A 17215-nucleotide genomic window follows, 5' to 3' on the forward strand; every position below is an offset into this window, starting at 1 on the left:
CTTACCTCCCGCCAAAGGGCTTGGGTGCAATCATGTCGAAGAGCGGAGTGCACAGGTTTATCAGCAGAATCGCAAACGGCACTCCATCGGGATAGATGCCGTAGGAGCGCACGATGATGACCAGCACCCCACCGAAAAATCCGAAAATCAACATCGGAATCTGGCGTGAAGGCGAAGCCGACGGATACGGCATGAGGAAGAAGGCCGCCAGCATGGTGCTGCCGGTCAGGAGATGAAAAAACGGAGAAGCGTAGACATTTGGATCGAGAATGTTGAAGACCAATCCCGTGACGAAGACACCCAGCAGAAACGAAACCGGGATGAGCCAACGTACCTGGCGAATGCCAAGCAGGAAAACCCCACCCAGAATTACAGCCGCAACCTGAGACGCGCCCAAGGCGCCGAGGTTGTCGCCGAGCAGAAGGCTCACGGGCGAAATGGCGGCGACTGTATCCAGACCGAAGTACTTCAACTCGCTCAGCGGCTCGACAAGATCCCAACTGAGCAGCATGGCGTTGAGGTCCATGAAATCAGGCCACGAGATGGTCAGGATGCACCATCCCAGTGCAGGTGCGCAGACCGGGCTTCCGCCGTAGCCGCCAAAAACCATGCGGCCGAGGATGACGGTCAGGGCACTGCCGATGACAACAAGCCATACAGGTGCCGTTGAAGGCAGCAGAAACGCAAACAGGACGCCGTCAACCAAGGCGCTGAAGTCGTCTCCTGTCGGTTTCTGTTTCATCAGTTGTTGGACGGCGAATTCCGTGACAACAGCAGTCAGTCCTGCCCAGGCGATTACTTCGACTGCATCGTACCCGTATTTGAAGACCGCCATCAACGCTGCAGGCAGCAGCGCCAGCAGCGTCATGATCATGGTTAATCTTACAGTACGACCGCTGTGCCAAAGCGGCGCTGAGGACACGGTGAATAATTTTTGAGACATTTCCTGGCTAGCCATGTGCTCTTACCCTTGTTGGTTCAAGTCTGTTATGATGAAGATATCAACCGCTTCGCCGCGTCAGTCTTGCAGCCTGCACGTGCTCACGAGTTCGTCCTTTCCTGCCAGGCTGTGCTTGGCAAGCAGGATGTATTGCATAACGGGACGCGTGGCGGGGCAGACAAAGGTACACATTCCGCATTCCAGACAGGCCTCGACATTCTTGTAGCGGGCCTCATCGTAGAATCCGAATTCAGCATTACAGGAGAGCATACCCGGATGGATGCGGGCGGGACAGACAAAAACGCACTCTCCGCAATTGATACATGGATTGGGTTGAACCTGAGGACAGGCGTCTTCCCGAATCAGACTGATTGCGGTACACTTCTCCGGAATCCCCATAGCGAGATTGAAGATGGGAGTGCCGCGCATGGGGCCGTTCAGGGCGATTTTCCACTCCGATCCATACTGTACGCCAGCATGATCCAGCAGATTCTGAACAGGCATGCCAATTGGAACAAGATAGACGTTGTCACCCACGCTGACCACGGCTTCCATGAGGGGAAGCTTGGTCTGGGCAACCCTGCCAACCTGAAAAAGATCGGAAATGGAGATTACATCAACATTGTCGGGTCTTTCGGAGCCCGTGGCGGCATAGACTACCAAGGGATCGATGGTTGCTGGATAAACGTCACTGGCGTGAACAGTGGTACAGCCATGCAGGGAAATTTGCTTACCCTTGGCAACAACCAGCTTCACGGTTCCGGGCTTTATGGCCCGTTCCAAGGTCTGGAGACCGATCTTCAAAGTTTCCTGGGCATCCTTTACGAGCTGTTCACTGACCAGCACGCCGGGCTCGGGATTCAAGCCATTGATGATCAGTGCCCGGGAGGCATGAAAACGGCTCGTGTCCACACCCAGCTCCAGAAGCTTGCGAGACAGCTCCTCATTCTCCAAGGTGTCGAGTTCCGCGCAAAGCTCCGTAACCGGCGGAGCGACGGCTTCCTCGCCCTCCTTGGGAGCGGGAATGGGTCCGATGACAATGGCATCGGCCAGAACTTCCTCCACGATCCCGTCAATGCTCGAATGGACAAAACCAAGGCTGTAAGCGCTCTTTGTCGGATTCTCCGCGATGACCTGACCGCGCCCCACGATCTGCTTCTTCTTGACCACGGGCTTATGTTTTTTTTGAATCGGGATTCTCACCACAGAGGAAACCGGGGCGTCCTGGAGACTGCCCGTGACTTCAACCGATGTATTCAGGCGTAATTTCATCATGGTAATCTTACCTGGTGTGACAGCGGGTACACGATTTTTCGCCATAAGGCCCAGCCCCAACCTCTTCGTGACACTTCATGCACTGATCGTGGAATGAATCCATGCGATGTGGCAAAGGCGTGGCGTCCGTATCATAGTGACAGGAATTGCATGTGGGCTGAGGACCGTCGGCCTTGCCCGGGAGCAACTCGTGACACTCGTTGCAGCCATCCAACTTCTTTTCGTACATGTCGGTGTGACAGCTTTCGCACTTGGCGTGGACCGCGTCACGTAGCGACGGCGTGTCCCCATCGGCCGTTTCACCATGACACTGGTTGCACGCGCCCGGCTCGGGCTCGATATCCTCACCGTGGTGACAATCGGTGCAGCTCGAAGCGTACATCTCCGCATGGTCGTCATGACTGTAGACGAGTTTGCCCAGTTCGGCATGGTGACATTGCGTGCACGTTTCAGCCGGCAGATCTGTTTGGTGATCAGCGGTGAACTTGGCATCGAACTCAGTGGCGTGACATGAACCGCATGGCAGAGGAGACAATGTCGGGCGATCACTCTCGTGGTGACATCTGACGCAATCTCCACCCATTTTATCAACGTAATCTACGTGGCGTGAATGGGCAAAAACTACATCGCCGCCCTTATTGTCCATCCGGAGACGAACAGGCAGTTCTTCCGAAGGGGCTGGCGCGAATTGGCCTCCGAGGGCCAGGAGCGCCAACAGACCGCAGGCAATGGTGATGGGTACATAACGTTTTTTCAAGACAGTGTCCTTGTGCTCCGGTTTGACGCAACTAAAGACAGGATGCTTCACTTGAACATCCATCCCCGACAAAACAACAACGCATGCCAACTTACTCTGATCAAAAAATTCGCTTTCTCGGAACGCCTATTCAATTATCGATTTTTTGTAAACAGAAATCTGAAATGGGTTTTAAACTCAACTGTTTTGCTCAGAATACTCCCGCAAAACCCCCGGTCTTCGGAAAGCCGTGAGCCCCGTCGAAAATCACGTCTGGACCTCGCCTTTTTTTCGCGACATGATAAAAGGCTCATGCTTCAGGGCGACGTGTTCTGTTGTCCTGCCATAATCCGGGATCCAAGGCGCCCGGATCAATTTTTAGCGAATACGGTGTCACATGTTTATCGCTTTTCTCGCCCTTTGTATCGGACTTGCCGTGCTTGTCTGGAGCGCGGACCATTTCATCGACGGCGCGGCCAGCGTCGCGCGTCACTTCTCCATGCCACCACTGCTCATCGGCATGATCATCGTCGGATTCGGCACGTCCGCCCCGGAGATGGTCGTCTCCGCTCTGGCCGCCGTGAACGGAACCCCCGGCATAGCCCTTGGCAACGCCTTTGGTTCAAACATAACAAATATCGCGCTCATCCTCGGTTTCACGGCACTGCTCAAACCCATCGAGATCCACTCCCAGGTGCTGCGCAAGGAATTGCCTCTGCTCACGGCGATGACCGCCGTGACGGCATACCTCATTCACGAAGGCACCCTCTCCCGCTCCGACGCCGTGATCATGCTGGCTTTTTTTGCCGGAGTCATGTTCTGGACCTTGCGCCAGGGCATGCAAACCCAGCCCGATGCCTTCGGAGACGAGATGGGAGAGGAATTGTGCACGAAGTGCATGCCCCTGGGCCGCGCCTACTTCTGGCTGGCCACGGGCCTTGTGCTGCTCATCGCCAGCTCTCGTCTTCTGGTCTGGGGCGCGGTGGAAATCGCCCACGCCCTCGGCGTGAGCGATCTTGTCATAGGCCTGACCGTCGTGGCGCTGGGCACCTCGCTTCCGGAACTGGCGTCCTCGATAATCGCAAGCCGCAAGGGCGAACACGACATTGCCCTCGGTAATGTGCTTGGCTCCAACCTTTTCAACACCCTGGCCGTAGTGGGCATTGCCGGGGCCATCCACCCCATGGATGTCGAACCGGAAGTCATCACGCGCGATTTGCCGGTCATGACCGCCCTGACCCTGTCCCTTTTCGTCATCGGTTTCAGGTTCAAACGCCCCGGACGTATCAACCGCTATGCGGGCATGGCTCTGCTGGCCTGCTATGTCGGCTACACCGCCTTTCTGGTCAAAACGACCATGTTCCCTTGAAAATGAACGCAAAGAGGCCCGCAAACTTTCGATTGCGGGCCTCTTTGTCGACTTCATTTCAATGTTCACTTGGCGGAGTGAAGATCCTCGCCTATCTCCTGCAACATCACGCGGATGGCCGCGAGCTTGTCGCGATGTTTTCCATCCAGACGCTGGTCCAGGTCCTCGGCGGCATACGCCATGGCCTTGACCTGATTCTCCATGGTCATGAGCGATGTCCGCCTCGGGAGCGATCCGAGTTCAGTCACCTTGCCGTCCAGCGTGGCATGCCGGGCATCGAGATCCAGCACGGCGCTGTTGAGCGACTTGAGTTCGTCGATTTCCCTGCCAAGCCCGGCCACATTCTGGTGCAGAGCGTAAAAAAAGACGAAAAGAAGCAGGATGGTGCAGGCGGCAAGCCCCGCAGCCAAGCGGTCCTTTCCGAATACGTCTTTTGATTCCATTGATGCCTCCCAAGCGGCAATCGCCGCAAAATGCCTTTTTCAAGCCACAAATCATAGCCGGATAAGGCGTCAGACTCAACCTCAGTTGATAAGAGCCTGCAAGGGTGCCGGGATGCCTCCACCCCGATTGATGAATCCCGCCGAAACGCCGTTGCTGCGCACGGGCATGATTTCCGCCTCGCCCAGCAAGCCGCCGAAGTGGACCCGGTCGCCGGCCTTCTTGCCGGGAACGGGAATGAGGCGACACGCCGTGGTCTTCTTGTTGATCATGCCGATGGCCATTTCGTCGGCGATGATCGCGGACAGGGTCTCGGCCGTGGTGTCGCCCGGCAAGGCCACCATGTCGAGGCCCACGGAACACACCGCGGTCATGGCTTCGAGCTTTTCAAGACAAAGATGTCCGGCCGAGGCTGCGGCCGCGATGTTCAGATCCTCGCTGACCGGGATGAAAGCGCCGCTCAGCCCGCCCACGCGGGAACTGGCGAAGGCACCGCCCTTCTTGACCGCGTCGTTGAGCATGGCCAGCGCTGCCGTGGAACCGGGCACGCCGATGGCGCCCAGCCCCAGGGACTGGAAGATCTCGCCCACGCTGTCGCCGACATTGGGCGTCGGAGCCAAGGACAGGTCCACGATGCCGAACTCAACGGCCAGAATGCGGGCCACTTCGCGGCCGATGATCTCGCCCACGCGGGTGACCTTGTAGGCGGTGCGCTTGATCACGTCCGCCAGCTCGCCCAGATGCGCCCCTGGATTGTCCTGCAAGGCGCGATCGATGGCTTTCTTGACCACGCCCGGTCCGCTGACGCCGACGTTGATGACGGAACTGGCCTCGCCAATGCCCAGATAGGCCCCGGCCATGAACGGCACGTCCTCGGGGATGTTGGCGAAGACGACGAGCTTGGCGCAGCCCAGGCCATCGCGGTCGGCCGTGCGGGCGGCGGCGGCCTTGATGGTCCGTCCCATGAGCGCCACGGCGTCCATGTTGATGCCGGCCCGGGTGGTGGCCACGTTGATGGATGAACACATGCGATGAGTGACGTCCAGGGCTTCGGGAATGGCGTCTATGAGCGCCAGGTCGCCCTTGGCCATCCCCTTTTCGACCAATGCGCCGAATCCGCCGATGAAATCGACATTCACGTCCTTGGCGGCCTGGTCCAGGGTCTTGGCCACCTCGACCATGCCCCGGCTATCGAATGGAGCGGCGGCCACGGCGATGGGGCTGACCGAAATGCGCTTGTTGACCACGGGAATGCCGTAGCGGTCGCCAACTTCGTCGCACACCGTGACCAGATCCCTGGCCAGGGTGGTTATCCTTTTATATATGGTATCGGTGAATCTGGGCAGGTCGTGGGAAGCGCAGTCGAGCAGGCTGATGCCAAGGGTCACTGTGCGTACGTCCAGATTCTCGTTCTTGATCATGGACAGGGTGGAAAGAACCTCGCGGTCGTTGAGCATGCCTGGTCTCCTAAACTCTATGAATCGTTTCAAAAATGTCGCGGTGCTGGACCGAGACGTTAAGGCCGAATTTGGAACAGGTCTCCTGCATGACCCGCCGCAGATGGCGATGCTCCACACCCGAGGGAACATCGACCTCGAAGATCATGATCATCTCGTCCACGCCGTCATCCTGGGTGATGATGGCCCGGAAGTGAACCACGTTGCAGGCGAGCGAGGCGATGGCCTCGGTCACGGCGGCGATGGTGCCGGGCTTGTCCACGCCCTTGGTGGTTATGACGAAGGGCTGCGTGGCGGAAGCCGCCACCGGTGCCGAAGCCGCCATGGGGCGCAGGTGGGCGCTGAGCTCCATGTCCTCCAGGGCGGCGTTCAGGCTGCTCCCGATTTCATCCAGCGGATGGTCGTCCGGATTGAGAACGATGAAGATGGAAGCAAACTCGGTTTGCAGGATGGTCTGGCTGACATCTTCGATGTTGCAGCCATGGGTGAACAGGATGGTCGATATTTTTGCCAGGATGCCCGGCTTGTCTTTGCCGATGACCGACAGCACGAATTTATTCATTGATCCTCCAAATCGTGGGAAAGTTCTGGTCTATTGCTTGGGGCGCGGGCATGCGTCAAGCCTTATCCCCACCCGGCTCTGGTCAAACAAAACGAGATAGGCTACGTGGCGGGCACCCTGATACATCAACCCCACCGAGGAAAAAATGGCACAAATAGGCACCCCCCTCTCACCATCATCCACCAAAGTTCTTCTGCTCGGTTCCGGCGAGTTGGGCAAGGAAGTCGTCATAGAACTGCAGCGGCTTGGCGTAGAAGTCATCGCCGTGGATCGCTACGAGAACGCCCCGGCCATGCAGGTCGCGCATCGCAGCCATACCGTCTCGATGCTGGATGGCCCGGCTCTGCGCAGGATCATCGAGGATGAAAAACCGGACTACATCGTCCCTGAAATCGAAGCCATCGCCACCGACACCCTGGTGGAACTGGAAGCCGAAGGCCACACCGTCATCCCCACGGCCCGCGCGGCGAAACTGACCATGAACCGTGAAGGCATCCGCCGTCTGGCCGCCGAGGAATTGGGGCTTGCCACGTCGCTCTACCGCTTTGCCGAGACCTACGAAGAATACCTGGCTGCGGTGGAAGCAGTGGGCACCCCGTGCGTGGTCAAGCCCATCATGAGCTCCTCGGGCAAGGGCCAATCCGTGGTCAAGACCCCGGCCGACGCCGAAAAATCCTGGAAATACGCCCAGGAAGGCGGACGCACGGGCAAAGGCAAGGTCATCGTCGAAGGATTCGTCGATTTCGACTACGAGATCACGCTGCTCACCGTGCGCCACGCCGCAGGCACATCTTTTTGCGCCCCTATCGGCCACTTCCAGAAAGATGGAGACTACCAGCAATCCTGGCAGCCACAGCCCATGAGCGAGACGGCCCTGACCGAGGCCAGGCGAATGGCCCAGGCCGTGACTGAAGCTCTGGGCGGACGGGGAATCTTTGGCGTGGAACTCTTCATCAAGGGCGACACCGTCTATTTCAGCGAGGTATCCCCCCGCCCGCACGATACGGGGCTGGTCACGCTCATCTCCCAGGACCTCTCTGAGTTCGCGCTGCACGCCCGCGCCATCCTCGGCCTGCCTGTGCCCAGCATCCGCCAGCATGGCCCCGCCGCCTCCAGCGTCATTCTGGTCGAAGGCGAATCTCGGCAGGTGCTGTTTGGAAACCTTGAAGCGGCCTTGAGCGAAGCGGATACGGATTTGCGCCTTTTCGGCAAACCCGAAGTCAGCGGCAAGCGGCGCATGGGCGTGGCTCTTGCCCGAGACGAAAGCCTGGAAAAGGCGCTGGAGAAGGCCAAGAAAGCCGCGTCGGCGGTCACGATCCAGCTTTAGAAAACAGCCCGGCATCAGAGCGGCGGATTTGAGCTTCAACAGCCCTGATCATGACTCTTCGATGACGAGGGCCTCAGGCTTGTTATGAGCCCTGGGCCCTTGTAATCCGAGATGGCTTGCACTAGGAATTCACGGTCCTGGCGATGTCCGCCATAACATTCTTACGGCAAGATCCCGCCATGCTTCGGTTCATCCCGCGCAAACGGATCGCCCCTTTGTCCGCCAAGGAGACAACATGTTGAAAAAAATGATTTTTATTGTTTGCTTCGTACTTGCTTGCAGCACCGCCTACAGCGGAGAAAAAGAACATCGGGCCCTGGCCGAAGAGCTGATCAAGATCACCGACGGCGACACGGTCATGGAAAAGATGAAAGCCCAGGTGGCCATGATCTTCCAGCAGATCGCCTCCCAGATGAACATTCAGGAAGCCGACAAGCCCAAGCTGGAAAAATACTCAGCCCGCTTCGACGCCATCCTGAAAGAAGACATGTCCTGGGAAAAGGTCAAGACCCAGTATCTGGATCTCTACACCTCCGTTTTCACCGAGGAAGAAACCAAGGGTCTGGTCGACTTCTACAAATCCGATCTGGGCAAGAAGGTTACCGCCAAGATGCCCGAACTCATGCAGCAGAGCATGACCGTGGCCCGCACCTACATGCAGGGTGTCGTGCCCAAACTCGAAGCATTGACCGAGGAAATGCGTGTTGATTTCGAAGGCGCTGCCCCCGAGGCTCCTGCCCAGACGGCTCCGGCTCCGAAGCAGTAGCCCCTTCCGTCCGACCAAGAAAAGGAAGGCTCCCCGCATGCCGGTGGAGCCTTTTTTCATGCCCTCAGGACAGCAGAGTGCGGATCTCTCGCCGCGCGGCTTCCAGAAACCGTGGATACCTCTCCTTGACCGGATCGGATAGTTCCATGGACCATTCGCTGATGGTCAGCGGTTCAATGCCGATAACCATCAGTTCCGGCTTGTTGCCAAGCAATTCGGCCATTTTCAGGGAATCGAGAAGATCGATGTCGTGAAGAGACAGGCGCTGCTGATAATTGTCCCGCAAATTGTCTTCCGTGAAACGATAGACCGTCCCCGGTTCCCGCCCGCCCTTGACGGTATCAAGGACAAGCACCCGCTCATATTCCTGGAAAATGTAAAAAATATCCTGCGTGAAGGTGGCCCCATCCAGAAAATCGACCTTTTCCTGATCCCATTCCTCCTCCAGGGCAAGATCCTTGACCGCGTGCACACCAGCGCCGTCGTCAGTCAGAAGCAGATTGCCCACTCCAAGAACCAAAAGTCGTTTCATGCCGTATTCTCCAGATCCAACGTTCTCCCGGTGACAGTCACATTCGCGACCCTCCTGCCGGGCGCACTAAAAAAAAGGGCCGGTTTCCCGGCCCTTCATGGTTCAGTCAATCCGCGTTAGTCAATGTTGACAACGTGTTCTTCACCGGTCTCAGCGTGCAGCACGTGCACGGCACAGCCCAGTCACGGGTCGTAGGAGCGAACTAGGCGCCCCACATTGACGGGATTCTTGATGTCGGGAACCGGCACGCCGATGAGGGCTTCCTCGATCGGGCCGCGCTGTCCCATGTCATCCCTGGGGTTAGCGTTCCAGAGAGTCGCGGACACGATCTGATAGTTCTCGATCTTCTTGTCCTTGATCTTCAGGAAGTGCAGCAGGGAGCCGCGAGGAGCTTCCGTGAATCCGGTGCCTTCGGCGGCGTCCGGAATCTCGGACTTGACGTAGGTTTCGGCGCCGGGCTGAACCTGCTTGAGCCATTTTTCAACGGCCACTGCGGTAAGCCAGGTTTCTTCAGCACGAGCCACGTGGCGGCCCATGATGGAGAAAGCCTTGTCGCCCAGATCGCGGAAGTTCTTGGCTTCGATGCCGTAAAGTTCCTTGAGCAGTTTCTGGCCAACGGGGCTGAGCTCGGGGTTCTGGACCCACATGCGGGCCAGCGGACCGACTTCGCAGGGCTTGTCCTTGTAACGGGGAGCCTTGACGAAGCTGTATGCACCGGGTTTGTCCGGGTTGGGATTCGTTTCACCGACGCTGTAGTGCAGGCCGCCGGGAGCGGAATGATCAAAGAAGGAATGTCCGACATATTCCTTGACCAGCTTGGAATCGAATTCCTCGTCCTTGCCGTCGATATATACACCGGGCTTGAGCAGGAAGGTCTTGTAATCATCGTCTTCGGGGAAAACGCCGAAGGCGATGACGTTCTTCCAGCCGATGCCGGTTTCGAACAGATCCGTGTAAACGGAACCCAGGGTGTAGATCAGAGGCAGGTATTCCTCGATCACGAACTTCTGGACTTCCTTGAAGCGGGCCGCGTATTCCGCGACTTTGTCCGCCGTGGGAATCTCGGTTGCACCGCCCACGACCATGCCCTGAACATGAGGCATGCGACCGCCGAACATGGCGACCATCTCATGACAGATGCGGCGGATTTCAAGCGCCTTCAGGTACTGGTTCAAGCCGTAGGTGTTGGTTGCATCGGCCTTGGCTCCGTCCTTGATGCGATCCGTCAAAAGATCCGCATTGGCGTAACGGGGAACAAAGGGAGAGACATCCGGACCCTTGACGTAATCCAGGGCGGCCAAATGATAAAAATGCAGAATATGAGACTGCAGATAGTTGGCGCCAAAGATCAGGTTACGGGTAATGCGGCCGTTGGTGGTTACTTTGACGCCAAAGGCGTCGTCCTGGGCCATGACGGAAGCCGTACAGTGCGCCGTGGGGCACACGCCGCAGATACGCTGTACGATCTGGGAAGAATCCCTGGGATCGCGGCCGCGCAGAATCTGCTCGAACCCGCGGAACATTCCGCCGGAACACTTGGCATCGACGACCTTGCCGTCCTTGACTTCAACCTCAATCTTGAGATGACCTTCAACCCGGGTCAACGGATCGATGGAAATCTTGACTTTCCCGTCAGCTGCGGGAGTAGCTGCTTGTGACACGTGCGTCCTCCTTGATTATTCCGCTACATAGAAAGGAGACTTTCCGTCCGGAAAGTCCGGTTCCACACAGCCGATACACACGGCGTTCTCGACACACCAGTTGATGCCGTTGTTCCAGCGACGCTTGGCGCAATCGGCATAGGTGGACGGACCCTTACAGCCAAGTTCGGCCTTGCAACCGGGCTTGGTGAAGGTTTCCGCGAATTCGGAGTTGTCGTATTTATCAAGATACGGACAGGTCTCGTGGATGTTGTCGCCAAAGAAGAGCAGCGGGCGTCCATCGTCATCCAGTTCGGGCAGGGGATGCTCGGTAGGATTCAGGACGTGGCTCCAGGCGGCAACCAGCGTGCCGACCATCCAGTCCGGATGGGGCGGGCATCCGGGCACGTTGACCAGCAGTTTCTCGATCTTTTCATCGGCAAAGAAATCACGCACGCTCTTGGAGCCGGTGACGTTGCCTTCGGCGGCAGGAATGCCTCCGTAAGCGGAACAAGTACCTACAGCCACGGTGGCCAGAGACTTGGGTGCCAGATCCCGGATCAGTTCCATCATGGTGACTTCATGATGATGCCCCTTGGCATCCAGAGTTTCACCGACAATGCAGTAGCGACCTTCCTTGGCGGTAGGGATGGCACCTTCCACCAGCAAGAAAAAGTTGCCGTTAAACTTTTCAGCAATTTCGTACATGTGCGCCAATGCCATCTCACCTTCACTTGCCATGACGGTGGGATGGAACTCAAGGCTGATCACATCCAGCAGAATCTCCTTGATTCTGGGATGGACTGCATTGAGAAGAGAAACGGAGCAACCTGTACAACCCTGTCCCTGTACCCAGATGACCGGAGCTTTTTTAGCCCCTTCGGTCATGGCGTGCACGATGCCCGGATGATAAATCTGGGAAATTCCCAATCCGGCGACACCTGCGGAGCACAGTTTTACGAACTCACGTCTGCTAAGACTCATACCCTCCTCCTTCAAAAAGGTAATAGCGTGCAGAGACTTCGGCCTTTTTTTCACGAGCGATCAGATATCCTTAAATTTCTTGATATGTCAACGGACTTTGGATCGAAAATCATAATCACGAGAATCTGTTCGCCGCAGCATGGATAAAGCGCGATTCGTTCTTTTTTTCACATGGGTTATACATAAAAAATATTACATATATGAAAATCGTAACACTAAAGCGTATTCACTCCAGAAGATTCCGCGCACGACGCTTCACTCGGAAGCGCAAGCCTACGGAAAGAGAGACGTAAATTAATTTTCTGCTCAGGTGACGTATTCAGACATGCAAACCGGAAGCAATGGTCTCAGTCACGACGTGGAAAATAGGCGTGTGTCGAGTTGTGCTGCCATAAAAACTGGTGGATGTGATAGCCGTCGGAAAAGAAGGTCACCGACCCTAGAATGGGTTCGGGAGAATCAGGCTTTTCGCCGTAAACATAGATAAAGCGGTTGAACCGAAAAAGCGGACGTCTAAGTCCCATGGACTCGGCATGCAGGATAAGATGTCCGCTTCCCCCACGATCATCCTCGATCCAAACCTTCCCGGCCTTGCCCAGGGAATATTCGCCGATGTAATTCTCCTCCACGAATTCCTCCGTGGCCACGCCATGCATGAAGCGGGCTTCGGCGCCATGTTTGAGGGCGTCTTGCCCCGACTCGTTGGCCAGTACGGTCACTCCCTCCCGCGGAACGATTTGTCCGATCGGCACAGCACTCTTGACGTCCGTCTGCGACACCGAAGCCGTCTTATGCACATCTTCCGGCGCAGACACGTTCTGGACGCGAGATTCCGGCTTTACGCGGGGCACGATTTTTTCCGGCATGGTTTTCTCCGAGACAGCAGTATGAACCGGGCCGTCGAGGGTGTCAGGCGCGGACATTTTTACATCCGGTGACGGAACTGGAACCGTCCGTTCCGTCTCGGTCAAAGGAACCTTGACAGGAGCAGGCGCGACTAGCGGCTCGGCAGGAGGGGTTGGGGCGGGTGTGACAATGTCCAAAAGAATGAGCCGGTCCTGAATCAGTTCCTGCACGGGCCGAAAATCAGCAAGCCAGCCACCAAGCACATGCAAAATCAGCGACAAGAGGACACAGCCAGCTAATTCAACTTTTGTGATGCCGAAAATATGACCACCCTGGGCAGGTCTATGCGATTTGTTTTCCGAAACATCCTGCTCGGAACCAAAAAAAGCCTGAAAACTCGTCACGGAAGGAATCATGTTGTTCTTTCCTCCGACCCGTGATATTTTTAAAAGAATATCAAAGCGTTCCACGGGAGGCGGATATGCTGAAGCTGGTCTTTACAATGCTCATCATGTGCATGGCAATATCCAATGCTGCCGCAACTGTTACTATAAGCATCGTTCACAGCTATCACAAGGAGTACGCTTGGGAGCAAAGTTTGACCAGCGGCCTTTTGGACACCTTGCCCCAAAACGCGACTCTCGATCATTTCTATCTGGATACCAAGCGCCTGCCCAAAACCCAGCACGAGGACCGAACCAAAAAAGCCTTGCATCACCTGGCATCAAGCCGGCCTGACCTGATCATCCTCTGCGACGACAACGCGGCCAAGTATCTGGGCCCGCACCTCAAAAATGCCTCCATTCCGGTTGTTTACGTAGGGCTTAACCGCAATCCCAGAGATTACGGTCTCTTTCCGGCCAACAACATGACCGGGATTCTTGAACGCCCTCTGCTCAAGCGGTCGCTGCACTCCATGTGCCGACTGGTCAACACGGAAGACACCAAGGTGCTCGTTCTGTTCGACTCGGACTCCACATCCGATGCCGCCCTGTACGAAGCTTTCAAGGGTGAAAAATCTTTTAATCTAGGCAAGGTGCGGGTGGAACTCAATCAGTTCGAATTGCTGAAAGACTGGCAAAATGCACTGCTGAATGCCAAATCCGAGGGCTTCGACACCGTTTACATCGGCCTCTACCATACATTGCGCAACGGCAAGGGCGAGCATGTGCCCGATGAAGAGGTGATCGCCTGGGCCAACGCCCATGCCCCCGTGCCCATCTTCGCTTTTTGGGATTTCGCGGTCGGCGAGGGAAAGACTATTGGCGGACATGTACTGAGCGGCCGCGACCAAGGTCTGGCAGGCGGTCAGATCGTGTCGGAAATTCTGAACGGCGTCGCGCCGGCGGAAATTCCACCACGCTCCGCAAAAGAGGGTTCTTACAAGTTCAGCATTCATGAATTGAAGCGATTCGGCATCAGATTGCCGCAAAAAATCCGTGAACAGGCCGTTCTGGTGCCTTGAAGCATGATAAACTGCCGCGCCCGAAAGAACCACCTGGAACCACTTCTTGACCCGGAGCGGGTCACTCATTACCAGCCTTGTCCATGAGCATAAAAAACGCCGACCAAAAAAAGCAGCATATTCTGGACCATGAATCGCAACTGGCCAACCAGTTGGCCTTACAGGTTCTTGAAAAGCCCAAGCCGCCCATCTGGATGATCTTTGTCCCGATCTTCTTTGTCTTCTTCCTACAGAAGATGAACCAGTACAAAAGCGGTCTGACGGAATTCGTCGACAACTACCTCAAATCACGACGTTACGCCCTGGAAGCGGCCCTGGAAGCCGAGGAGACCGGAAGGCCGGCCAACGTGGCCGGGCTTGTAGAAAAAGTGGGCAACATTCCGGAACAGGCCAAGCCTCTTTTCGCGGAATGGATGAACGTCTTGGTCGATCACTACCGTTTGCTACTGACCTCGCAAGGAAACAACCATTCCAAATTGGTCCGCGCCGGCTATCAAAGCAAGACGGATTATCTCCTGTTCTGCAATTGCCTGAACAAGGCCGAAAATGCATACAGCATGGCTCTTCTTCCTGAAATGGACGGAGACAACCAAGACCTGCATCACGTCATCCAAAAAATAAACGTCTGCGTCACAAATCTGCGCAGACAGGATGCCGACACCATTTTTTCCTGAACACAAAAACGCGAAAGACACCTCTAAAAAGACCGCAATCCGCCCTCGCTTCAACAATCAGTACAGTAAAGCGGCAATACCGTATCAAAATACGGTATTGCCGCTTTCATTTCAAAATTATTTTTTTCACGTCTTTATATTATTACACGATATAATTATGCTACATGCATCCAACTCGTAGAGTGCAATAAAATAAATCCTTCGCTATGCTTTATGCCATATAAGCACTTGTCAATATGACCTGAAATTCATTTTCTTACGGCAATATATCCGAAATTATTTCTAAATGCCCTCTTCATCGGAAGGAAAAGCCGATTTGAGTTGCTTCAAGTCAAAAAAAAATCTATCGTCGGCTATCCACATCAACCTCTTTGCGACTGATCCACCAATCAACAAACGCACTGGAGTTGACAAAACTGATGAACACACCGTGCACGGAAGAAAAAAAGCGAATTATTCTGGGTCAAGAAACCAAAATGGCTCGCCAGCTTGCGTTGATCGTCCTGGAAAAACCCGAACCACCCTTTTGGGCCAGTTTCATCCCCATGGTCTTCGTTTTCTATGCTCAAAAATTGAAGCAGTATTCATCTGGGCTAGACGAATTCGCCCACAACTATATGACTCTTCGGAGAGGGGCACTGGAAAGCGCCATGGCGGCCAAAATGACGGATTCAGCAGTGGACGTCGCCAAACTATTGGAAAACGCAGGAGACATGCCCCCACCCGCCAACCCCCGGTACCTGAGATGGATTGCCCTGCTCACGGACCACTACCTGTTGCTGCTGAATTCCAACGGGAACTGCCATGCGACACTGGTTCGTAGCGGATACGAAAACAAAGCCGCCTACCTGTCTTTTTGCGCCTGCTTCATCGAGGCGGAACAGGATTTCAACCTTGCACTGCTGCCGGGAATTGAGGGAGAGGCTCAAGATCTCTTCGAAGTCGTGCAAAAGATGAACATGGGCATAGCCAAGTTGGCCTATCATGAAGCCGAAATGATTTTCCCTCCGGACACGCAGGCTTTGAAACCGCTCCCCTGACAAGCTACAGCATCTCTTGCATCTGAGTAAAAAAATCCCCACGCTCAAAAGCCGGAGCATGAGTTTTTTCCAACCGATCCAGACTCGCAAGAAATGCTTCCCACCCCTCGATTTCCTCGATTTTGCTCTTGTCGCAGAAAATCTTGAAACGCGTGCCCTTGGGGCACTTGGTCAGATTTATCTCGAAGCTGTGCCCCTGATTGTACACTGTCCAATGTGCGGACCAGCTGCTCCGGTCACCCTCGGTCTTCTTGTACTTTTCAAAAAAAGCCTCGAATATTTCGACAATTCGTGTCTCATCCATCTTTTCCTCCTTTCGATAGCGCATGATTATTGCCCAGTTGCATTCCCACGAAAGAAAAAAGCATTTTCTCCGCTCTTCGGCAACCCCCAAGCGGGGACTTGCCCTTTGACCAGATTCGGACGTATTGGTAGGACCAATTTCACGGGAGAAAAACTGTGACAATATCCTTCAGACAAAAAAGAATCTACGAAGAAATCACAACACGTCTGCAAACAATGGTGCAAAACGACGATCTCAAACCTGGGGACCGCCTGCCGCCGGAGCGTCAACTTGCTATAATGTTTGGAGTTTCTCGGAACTCTGTGCGGGAGGCAATCAAAAGCCTGGAACAGCACGGCGTTTTGCTCAGCAAGCCCGGGGCAGGCACTTACATTGCCGAAAACAGCCAGACAAATCTGGCCATGGCCATGGGGGACGCCTTCGCACGAGAGAGGCACCGTCTGGAAGATATTTTTGAACTGCGCCTCCTGCTTGAACCTCAAATCGCCCATCTGGCCGCCCAGCGCGTCACGAAACAAGAACTTCAAAAGCTGCGGTCGCTTATCAGCGCCTACACAAAAAACATGCAGGATGGCCTCCCCGTCTATTTCTACGATCAGGCGTTTCATGACGCCATTGCCGCCGCCACGGGCAATCAGTCCATCACGATGATCATGGTCCAGATGCATGAACTGCTGCGTGAAAGCCGTGATGAGGCGCTTCAATCAACTGTTCGCAGCGCCAAATCGCTTGAGGATCATCAAAAAATCCTGGAGGCCTTGAGCATGCGCGATCCGGAGCGTGCCCGGGAAGCCATGACGGACCATCTCAAGCACACCAGGGAAATTGTTTTCACTTCAACCACGGGAGAATGAAAA

18 protein-coding genes are annotated in these 17215 nt (G+C 55.4%); 7 read left to right on the plus strand and 11 right to left on the minus strand.

Annotation, left to right across the window (positions count from 1 at the left end; all coding sequences use genetic code 11):
- Position 1 precedes the first annotated feature (1 nt).
- The 3 genes from BMZ40_RS07285 to BMZ40_RS07295 are packed head-to-tail and all read right to left on the minus strand — an operon-like array spanning position 2 to position 2972.
- Positions 2–958, minus strand: a complete 957-nt coding sequence (locus tag BMZ40_RS07285; protein WP_092373576.1) for an RnfABCDGE type electron transport complex subunit D — start codon at positions 956–958, stop codon at positions 2–4.
- A 60-nt stretch (positions 959–1018) separates the two neighbouring features.
- The gene (locus BMZ40_RS07290) at positions 1019–2215 is read right to left on the minus strand and encodes a 4Fe-4S dicluster domain-containing protein (protein ID WP_177193062.1); all 1197 of its coding nucleotides are present in this window, start codon (positions 2213–2215) and stop codon (positions 1019–1021) included.
- A gap of 7 nt (positions 2216–2222) precedes the next feature.
- Positions 2223–2972: a cytochrome c3 family protein gene (locus BMZ40_RS07295; RefSeq protein ID WP_177193063.1), complete on the minus strand. Its 750-nt coding sequence runs from the start codon at positions 2970–2972 to the stop codon at positions 2223–2225.
- A 376-nt stretch (positions 2973–3348) separates the two neighbouring features.
- Between BMZ40_RS07295 and BMZ40_RS07300 the strand changes: the two genes are divergently transcribed.
- Entirely contained in the window at positions 3349–4320 is a 972-nt protein-coding gene (locus tag BMZ40_RS07300) for a calcium/sodium antiporter (RefSeq protein WP_092373582.1), read from the plus strand.
- A gap of 65 nt (positions 4321–4385) precedes the next feature.
- Here the strand turns inward: BMZ40_RS07300 and BMZ40_RS07305 are convergent, their stop codons facing one another.
- The 3 genes from BMZ40_RS07305 to BMZ40_RS07315 form a co-directional block, all read right to left on the minus strand.
- Positions 4386–4763 carry a hypothetical protein gene (locus BMZ40_RS07305; RefSeq protein ID WP_092373584.1) on the minus strand — a complete coding sequence of 126 codons (378 nt, stop codon included), beginning with the start codon at positions 4761–4763 and terminating at the stop codon, positions 4386–4388.
- A gap of 81 nt (positions 4764–4844) precedes the next feature.
- Positions 4845–6218, minus strand: coding sequence for a PFL family protein (locus BMZ40_RS07310; RefSeq protein WP_092373586.1), 1374 nt, complete (start codon positions 6216–6218; stop codon positions 4845–4847).
- A 10-nt stretch (positions 6219–6228) separates the two neighbouring features.
- Positions 6229–6780: a glycine cleavage system transcriptional repressor gene (locus tag BMZ40_RS07315; protein WP_092373588.1), complete on the minus strand. Its 552-nt coding sequence runs from the start codon at positions 6778–6780 to the stop codon at positions 6229–6231.
- Positions 6781–6925: 145 nt separating this feature from the next.
- Here BMZ40_RS07315 and purT point away from each other — a divergent pair, with 145 nt between their 5' ends.
- Together purT and BMZ40_RS07325 are read left to right on the plus strand one after the other, a co-directional pair.
- The gene (gene purT, locus BMZ40_RS07320) at positions 6926–8107 is read left to right on the plus strand and encodes a formate-dependent phosphoribosylglycinamide formyltransferase (RefSeq protein ID WP_092373590.1); all 1182 of its coding nucleotides are present in this window, start codon (positions 6926–6928) and stop codon (positions 8105–8107) included.
- Positions 8108–8342: 235 nt separating this feature from the next.
- A complete protein-coding gene (locus tag BMZ40_RS07325; protein ID WP_092373592.1) occupies positions 8343–8873 on the plus strand; it encodes a DUF2059 domain-containing protein in 531 nt (176 codons plus the stop codon).
- A gap of 64 nt (positions 8874–8937) precedes the next feature.
- Here BMZ40_RS07325 and hysD read toward each other — a convergent pair whose 3' ends face one another.
- The 4 genes from hysD to BMZ40_RS07345 all read right to left on the minus strand — a co-directional run bounded on the left by hysD (position 8938) and on the right by BMZ40_RS07345 (position 13345).
- Entirely contained in the window at positions 8938–9405 is a 468-nt protein-coding gene (gene hysD / locus BMZ40_RS07330) for a NiFeSe hydrogenase maturation protease (protein ID WP_092373594.1), read from the minus strand.
- A gap of 116 nt (positions 9406–9521) precedes the next feature.
- A complete protein-coding gene (gene hysA, locus BMZ40_RS07335; protein WP_092192875.1) occupies positions 9522–11066 on the minus strand; it encodes a NiFeSe hydrogenase large subunit HysA in 1545 nt (514 codons plus the stop codon).
- A gap of 15 nt (positions 11067–11081) precedes the next feature.
- Positions 11082–12029, minus strand: a complete 948-nt coding sequence (gene hysB / locus BMZ40_RS07340; RefSeq protein ID WP_092373596.1) for a NiFeSe hydrogenase small subunit — start codon at positions 12027–12029, stop codon at positions 11082–11084.
- Positions 12030–12376: 347 nt separating this feature from the next.
- Positions 12377–13345, minus strand: coding sequence for a hypothetical protein (locus BMZ40_RS07345; RefSeq protein ID WP_143075566.1), 969 nt, complete (start codon positions 13343–13345; stop codon positions 12377–12379).
- An 11-nt stretch (positions 13346–13356) separates the two neighbouring features.
- On the opposite strand from BMZ40_RS07345, the gene BMZ40_RS07350 reads away from it, so the two are divergent.
- The 3 genes from BMZ40_RS07350 to BMZ40_RS07360 all read left to right on the plus strand — a co-directional run bounded on the left by BMZ40_RS07350 (position 13357) and on the right by BMZ40_RS07360 (position 16054).
- Complete coding sequence (locus BMZ40_RS07350; RefSeq protein ID WP_092373600.1) at positions 13357–14340, plus strand: ABC transporter substrate-binding protein; 984 nt, start codon at positions 13357–13359, stop codon at positions 14338–14340.
- 83 nt (positions 14341–14423) lie between these two features.
- On the plus strand, positions 14424–15014 hold the full coding sequence (locus BMZ40_RS07355) for an NF038143 family protein (RefSeq protein ID WP_092373602.1): 591 nt from the start codon (positions 14424–14426) through the stop codon (positions 15012–15014).
- Positions 15015–15421: 407 nt separating this feature from the next.
- Complete coding sequence (locus BMZ40_RS07360; protein ID WP_143075567.1) at positions 15422–16054, plus strand: NF038143 family protein; 633 nt, start codon at positions 15422–15424, stop codon at positions 16052–16054.
- A 4-nt stretch (positions 16055–16058) separates the two neighbouring features.
- On the opposite strand, the gene BMZ40_RS07365 is transcribed toward BMZ40_RS07360, so the two are convergent.
- The gene (locus tag BMZ40_RS07365) at positions 16059–16358 is read right to left on the minus strand and encodes a hypothetical protein (protein ID WP_092373606.1); all 300 of its coding nucleotides are present in this window, start codon (positions 16356–16358) and stop codon (positions 16059–16061) included.
- A 155-nt stretch (positions 16359–16513) separates the two neighbouring features.
- Here BMZ40_RS07365 and BMZ40_RS07370 point away from each other — a divergent pair, with 155 nt between their 5' ends.
- A complete protein-coding gene (locus BMZ40_RS07370; protein WP_177193064.1) occupies positions 16514–17212 on the plus strand; it encodes a FadR/GntR family transcriptional regulator in 699 nt (232 codons plus the stop codon).
- The last annotated feature ends 3 nt before the right edge of the window (positions 17213–17215 follow it).

Origin of the sequence: Desulfomicrobium apsheronum (assembly GCF_900114115.1) — a bacterium.
Classification (GTDB): domain Bacteria; phylum Desulfobacterota; class Desulfovibrionia; order Desulfovibrionales; family Desulfomicrobiaceae; genus Desulfomicrobium; species Desulfomicrobium apsheronum.

Coding starts and splice junctions, on each gene's coding strand:
- BMZ40_RS07325 (WP_092373592.1), top strand. CDS start 8,343: ATGTTGAAAAAAATGATTTTTATTGTTTGCTTCGTACTTGCTTGCAGC.
- hysD (WP_092373594.1), bottom strand. CDS start 9,405: ATGAAACGACTTTTGGTTCTTGGAGTGGGCAATCTGCTTCTGACTGAC.
- BMZ40_RS07300 (WP_092373582.1), top strand. CDS start 3,349: ATGTTTATCGCTTTTCTCGCCCTTTGTATCGGACTTGCCGTGCTTGTC.
- purT (WP_092373590.1), top strand. CDS start 6,926: ATGGCACAAATAGGCACCCCCCTCTCACCATCATCCACCAAAGTTCTT.
- BMZ40_RS07305 (WP_092373584.1), bottom strand. CDS start 4,763: ATGGAATCAAAAGACGTATTCGGAAAGGACCGCTTGGCTGCGGGGCTT.
- BMZ40_RS07310 (WP_092373586.1), bottom strand. CDS start 6,218: ATGCTCAACGACCGCGAGGTTCTTTCCACCCTGTCCATGATCAAGAAC.
- BMZ40_RS07315 (WP_092373588.1), bottom strand. CDS start 6,780: ATGAATAAATTCGTGCTGTCGGTCATCGGCAAAGACAAGCCGGGCATC.
- BMZ40_RS07365 (WP_092373606.1), bottom strand. CDS start 16,358: ATGGATGAGACACGAATTGTCGAAATATTCGAGGCTTTTTTTGAAAAG.
- hysB (WP_092373596.1), bottom strand. CDS start 12,029: ATGAGTCTTAGCAGACGTGAGTTCGTAAAACTGTGCTCCGCAGGTGTC.
- BMZ40_RS07355 (WP_092373602.1), top strand. CDS start 14,424: ATGAGCATAAAAAACGCCGACCAAAAAAAGCAGCATATTCTGGACCAT.
- BMZ40_RS07290 (WP_177193062.1), bottom strand. CDS start 2,215: ATGATGAAATTACGCCTGAATACATCGGTTGAAGTCACGGGCAGTCTC.
- BMZ40_RS07285 (WP_092373576.1), bottom strand. CDS start 958: ATGGCTAGCCAGGAAATGTCTCAAAAATTATTCACCGTGTCCTCAGCG.
- BMZ40_RS07350 (WP_092373600.1), top strand. CDS start 13,357: ATGCTGAAGCTGGTCTTTACAATGCTCATCATGTGCATGGCAATATCC.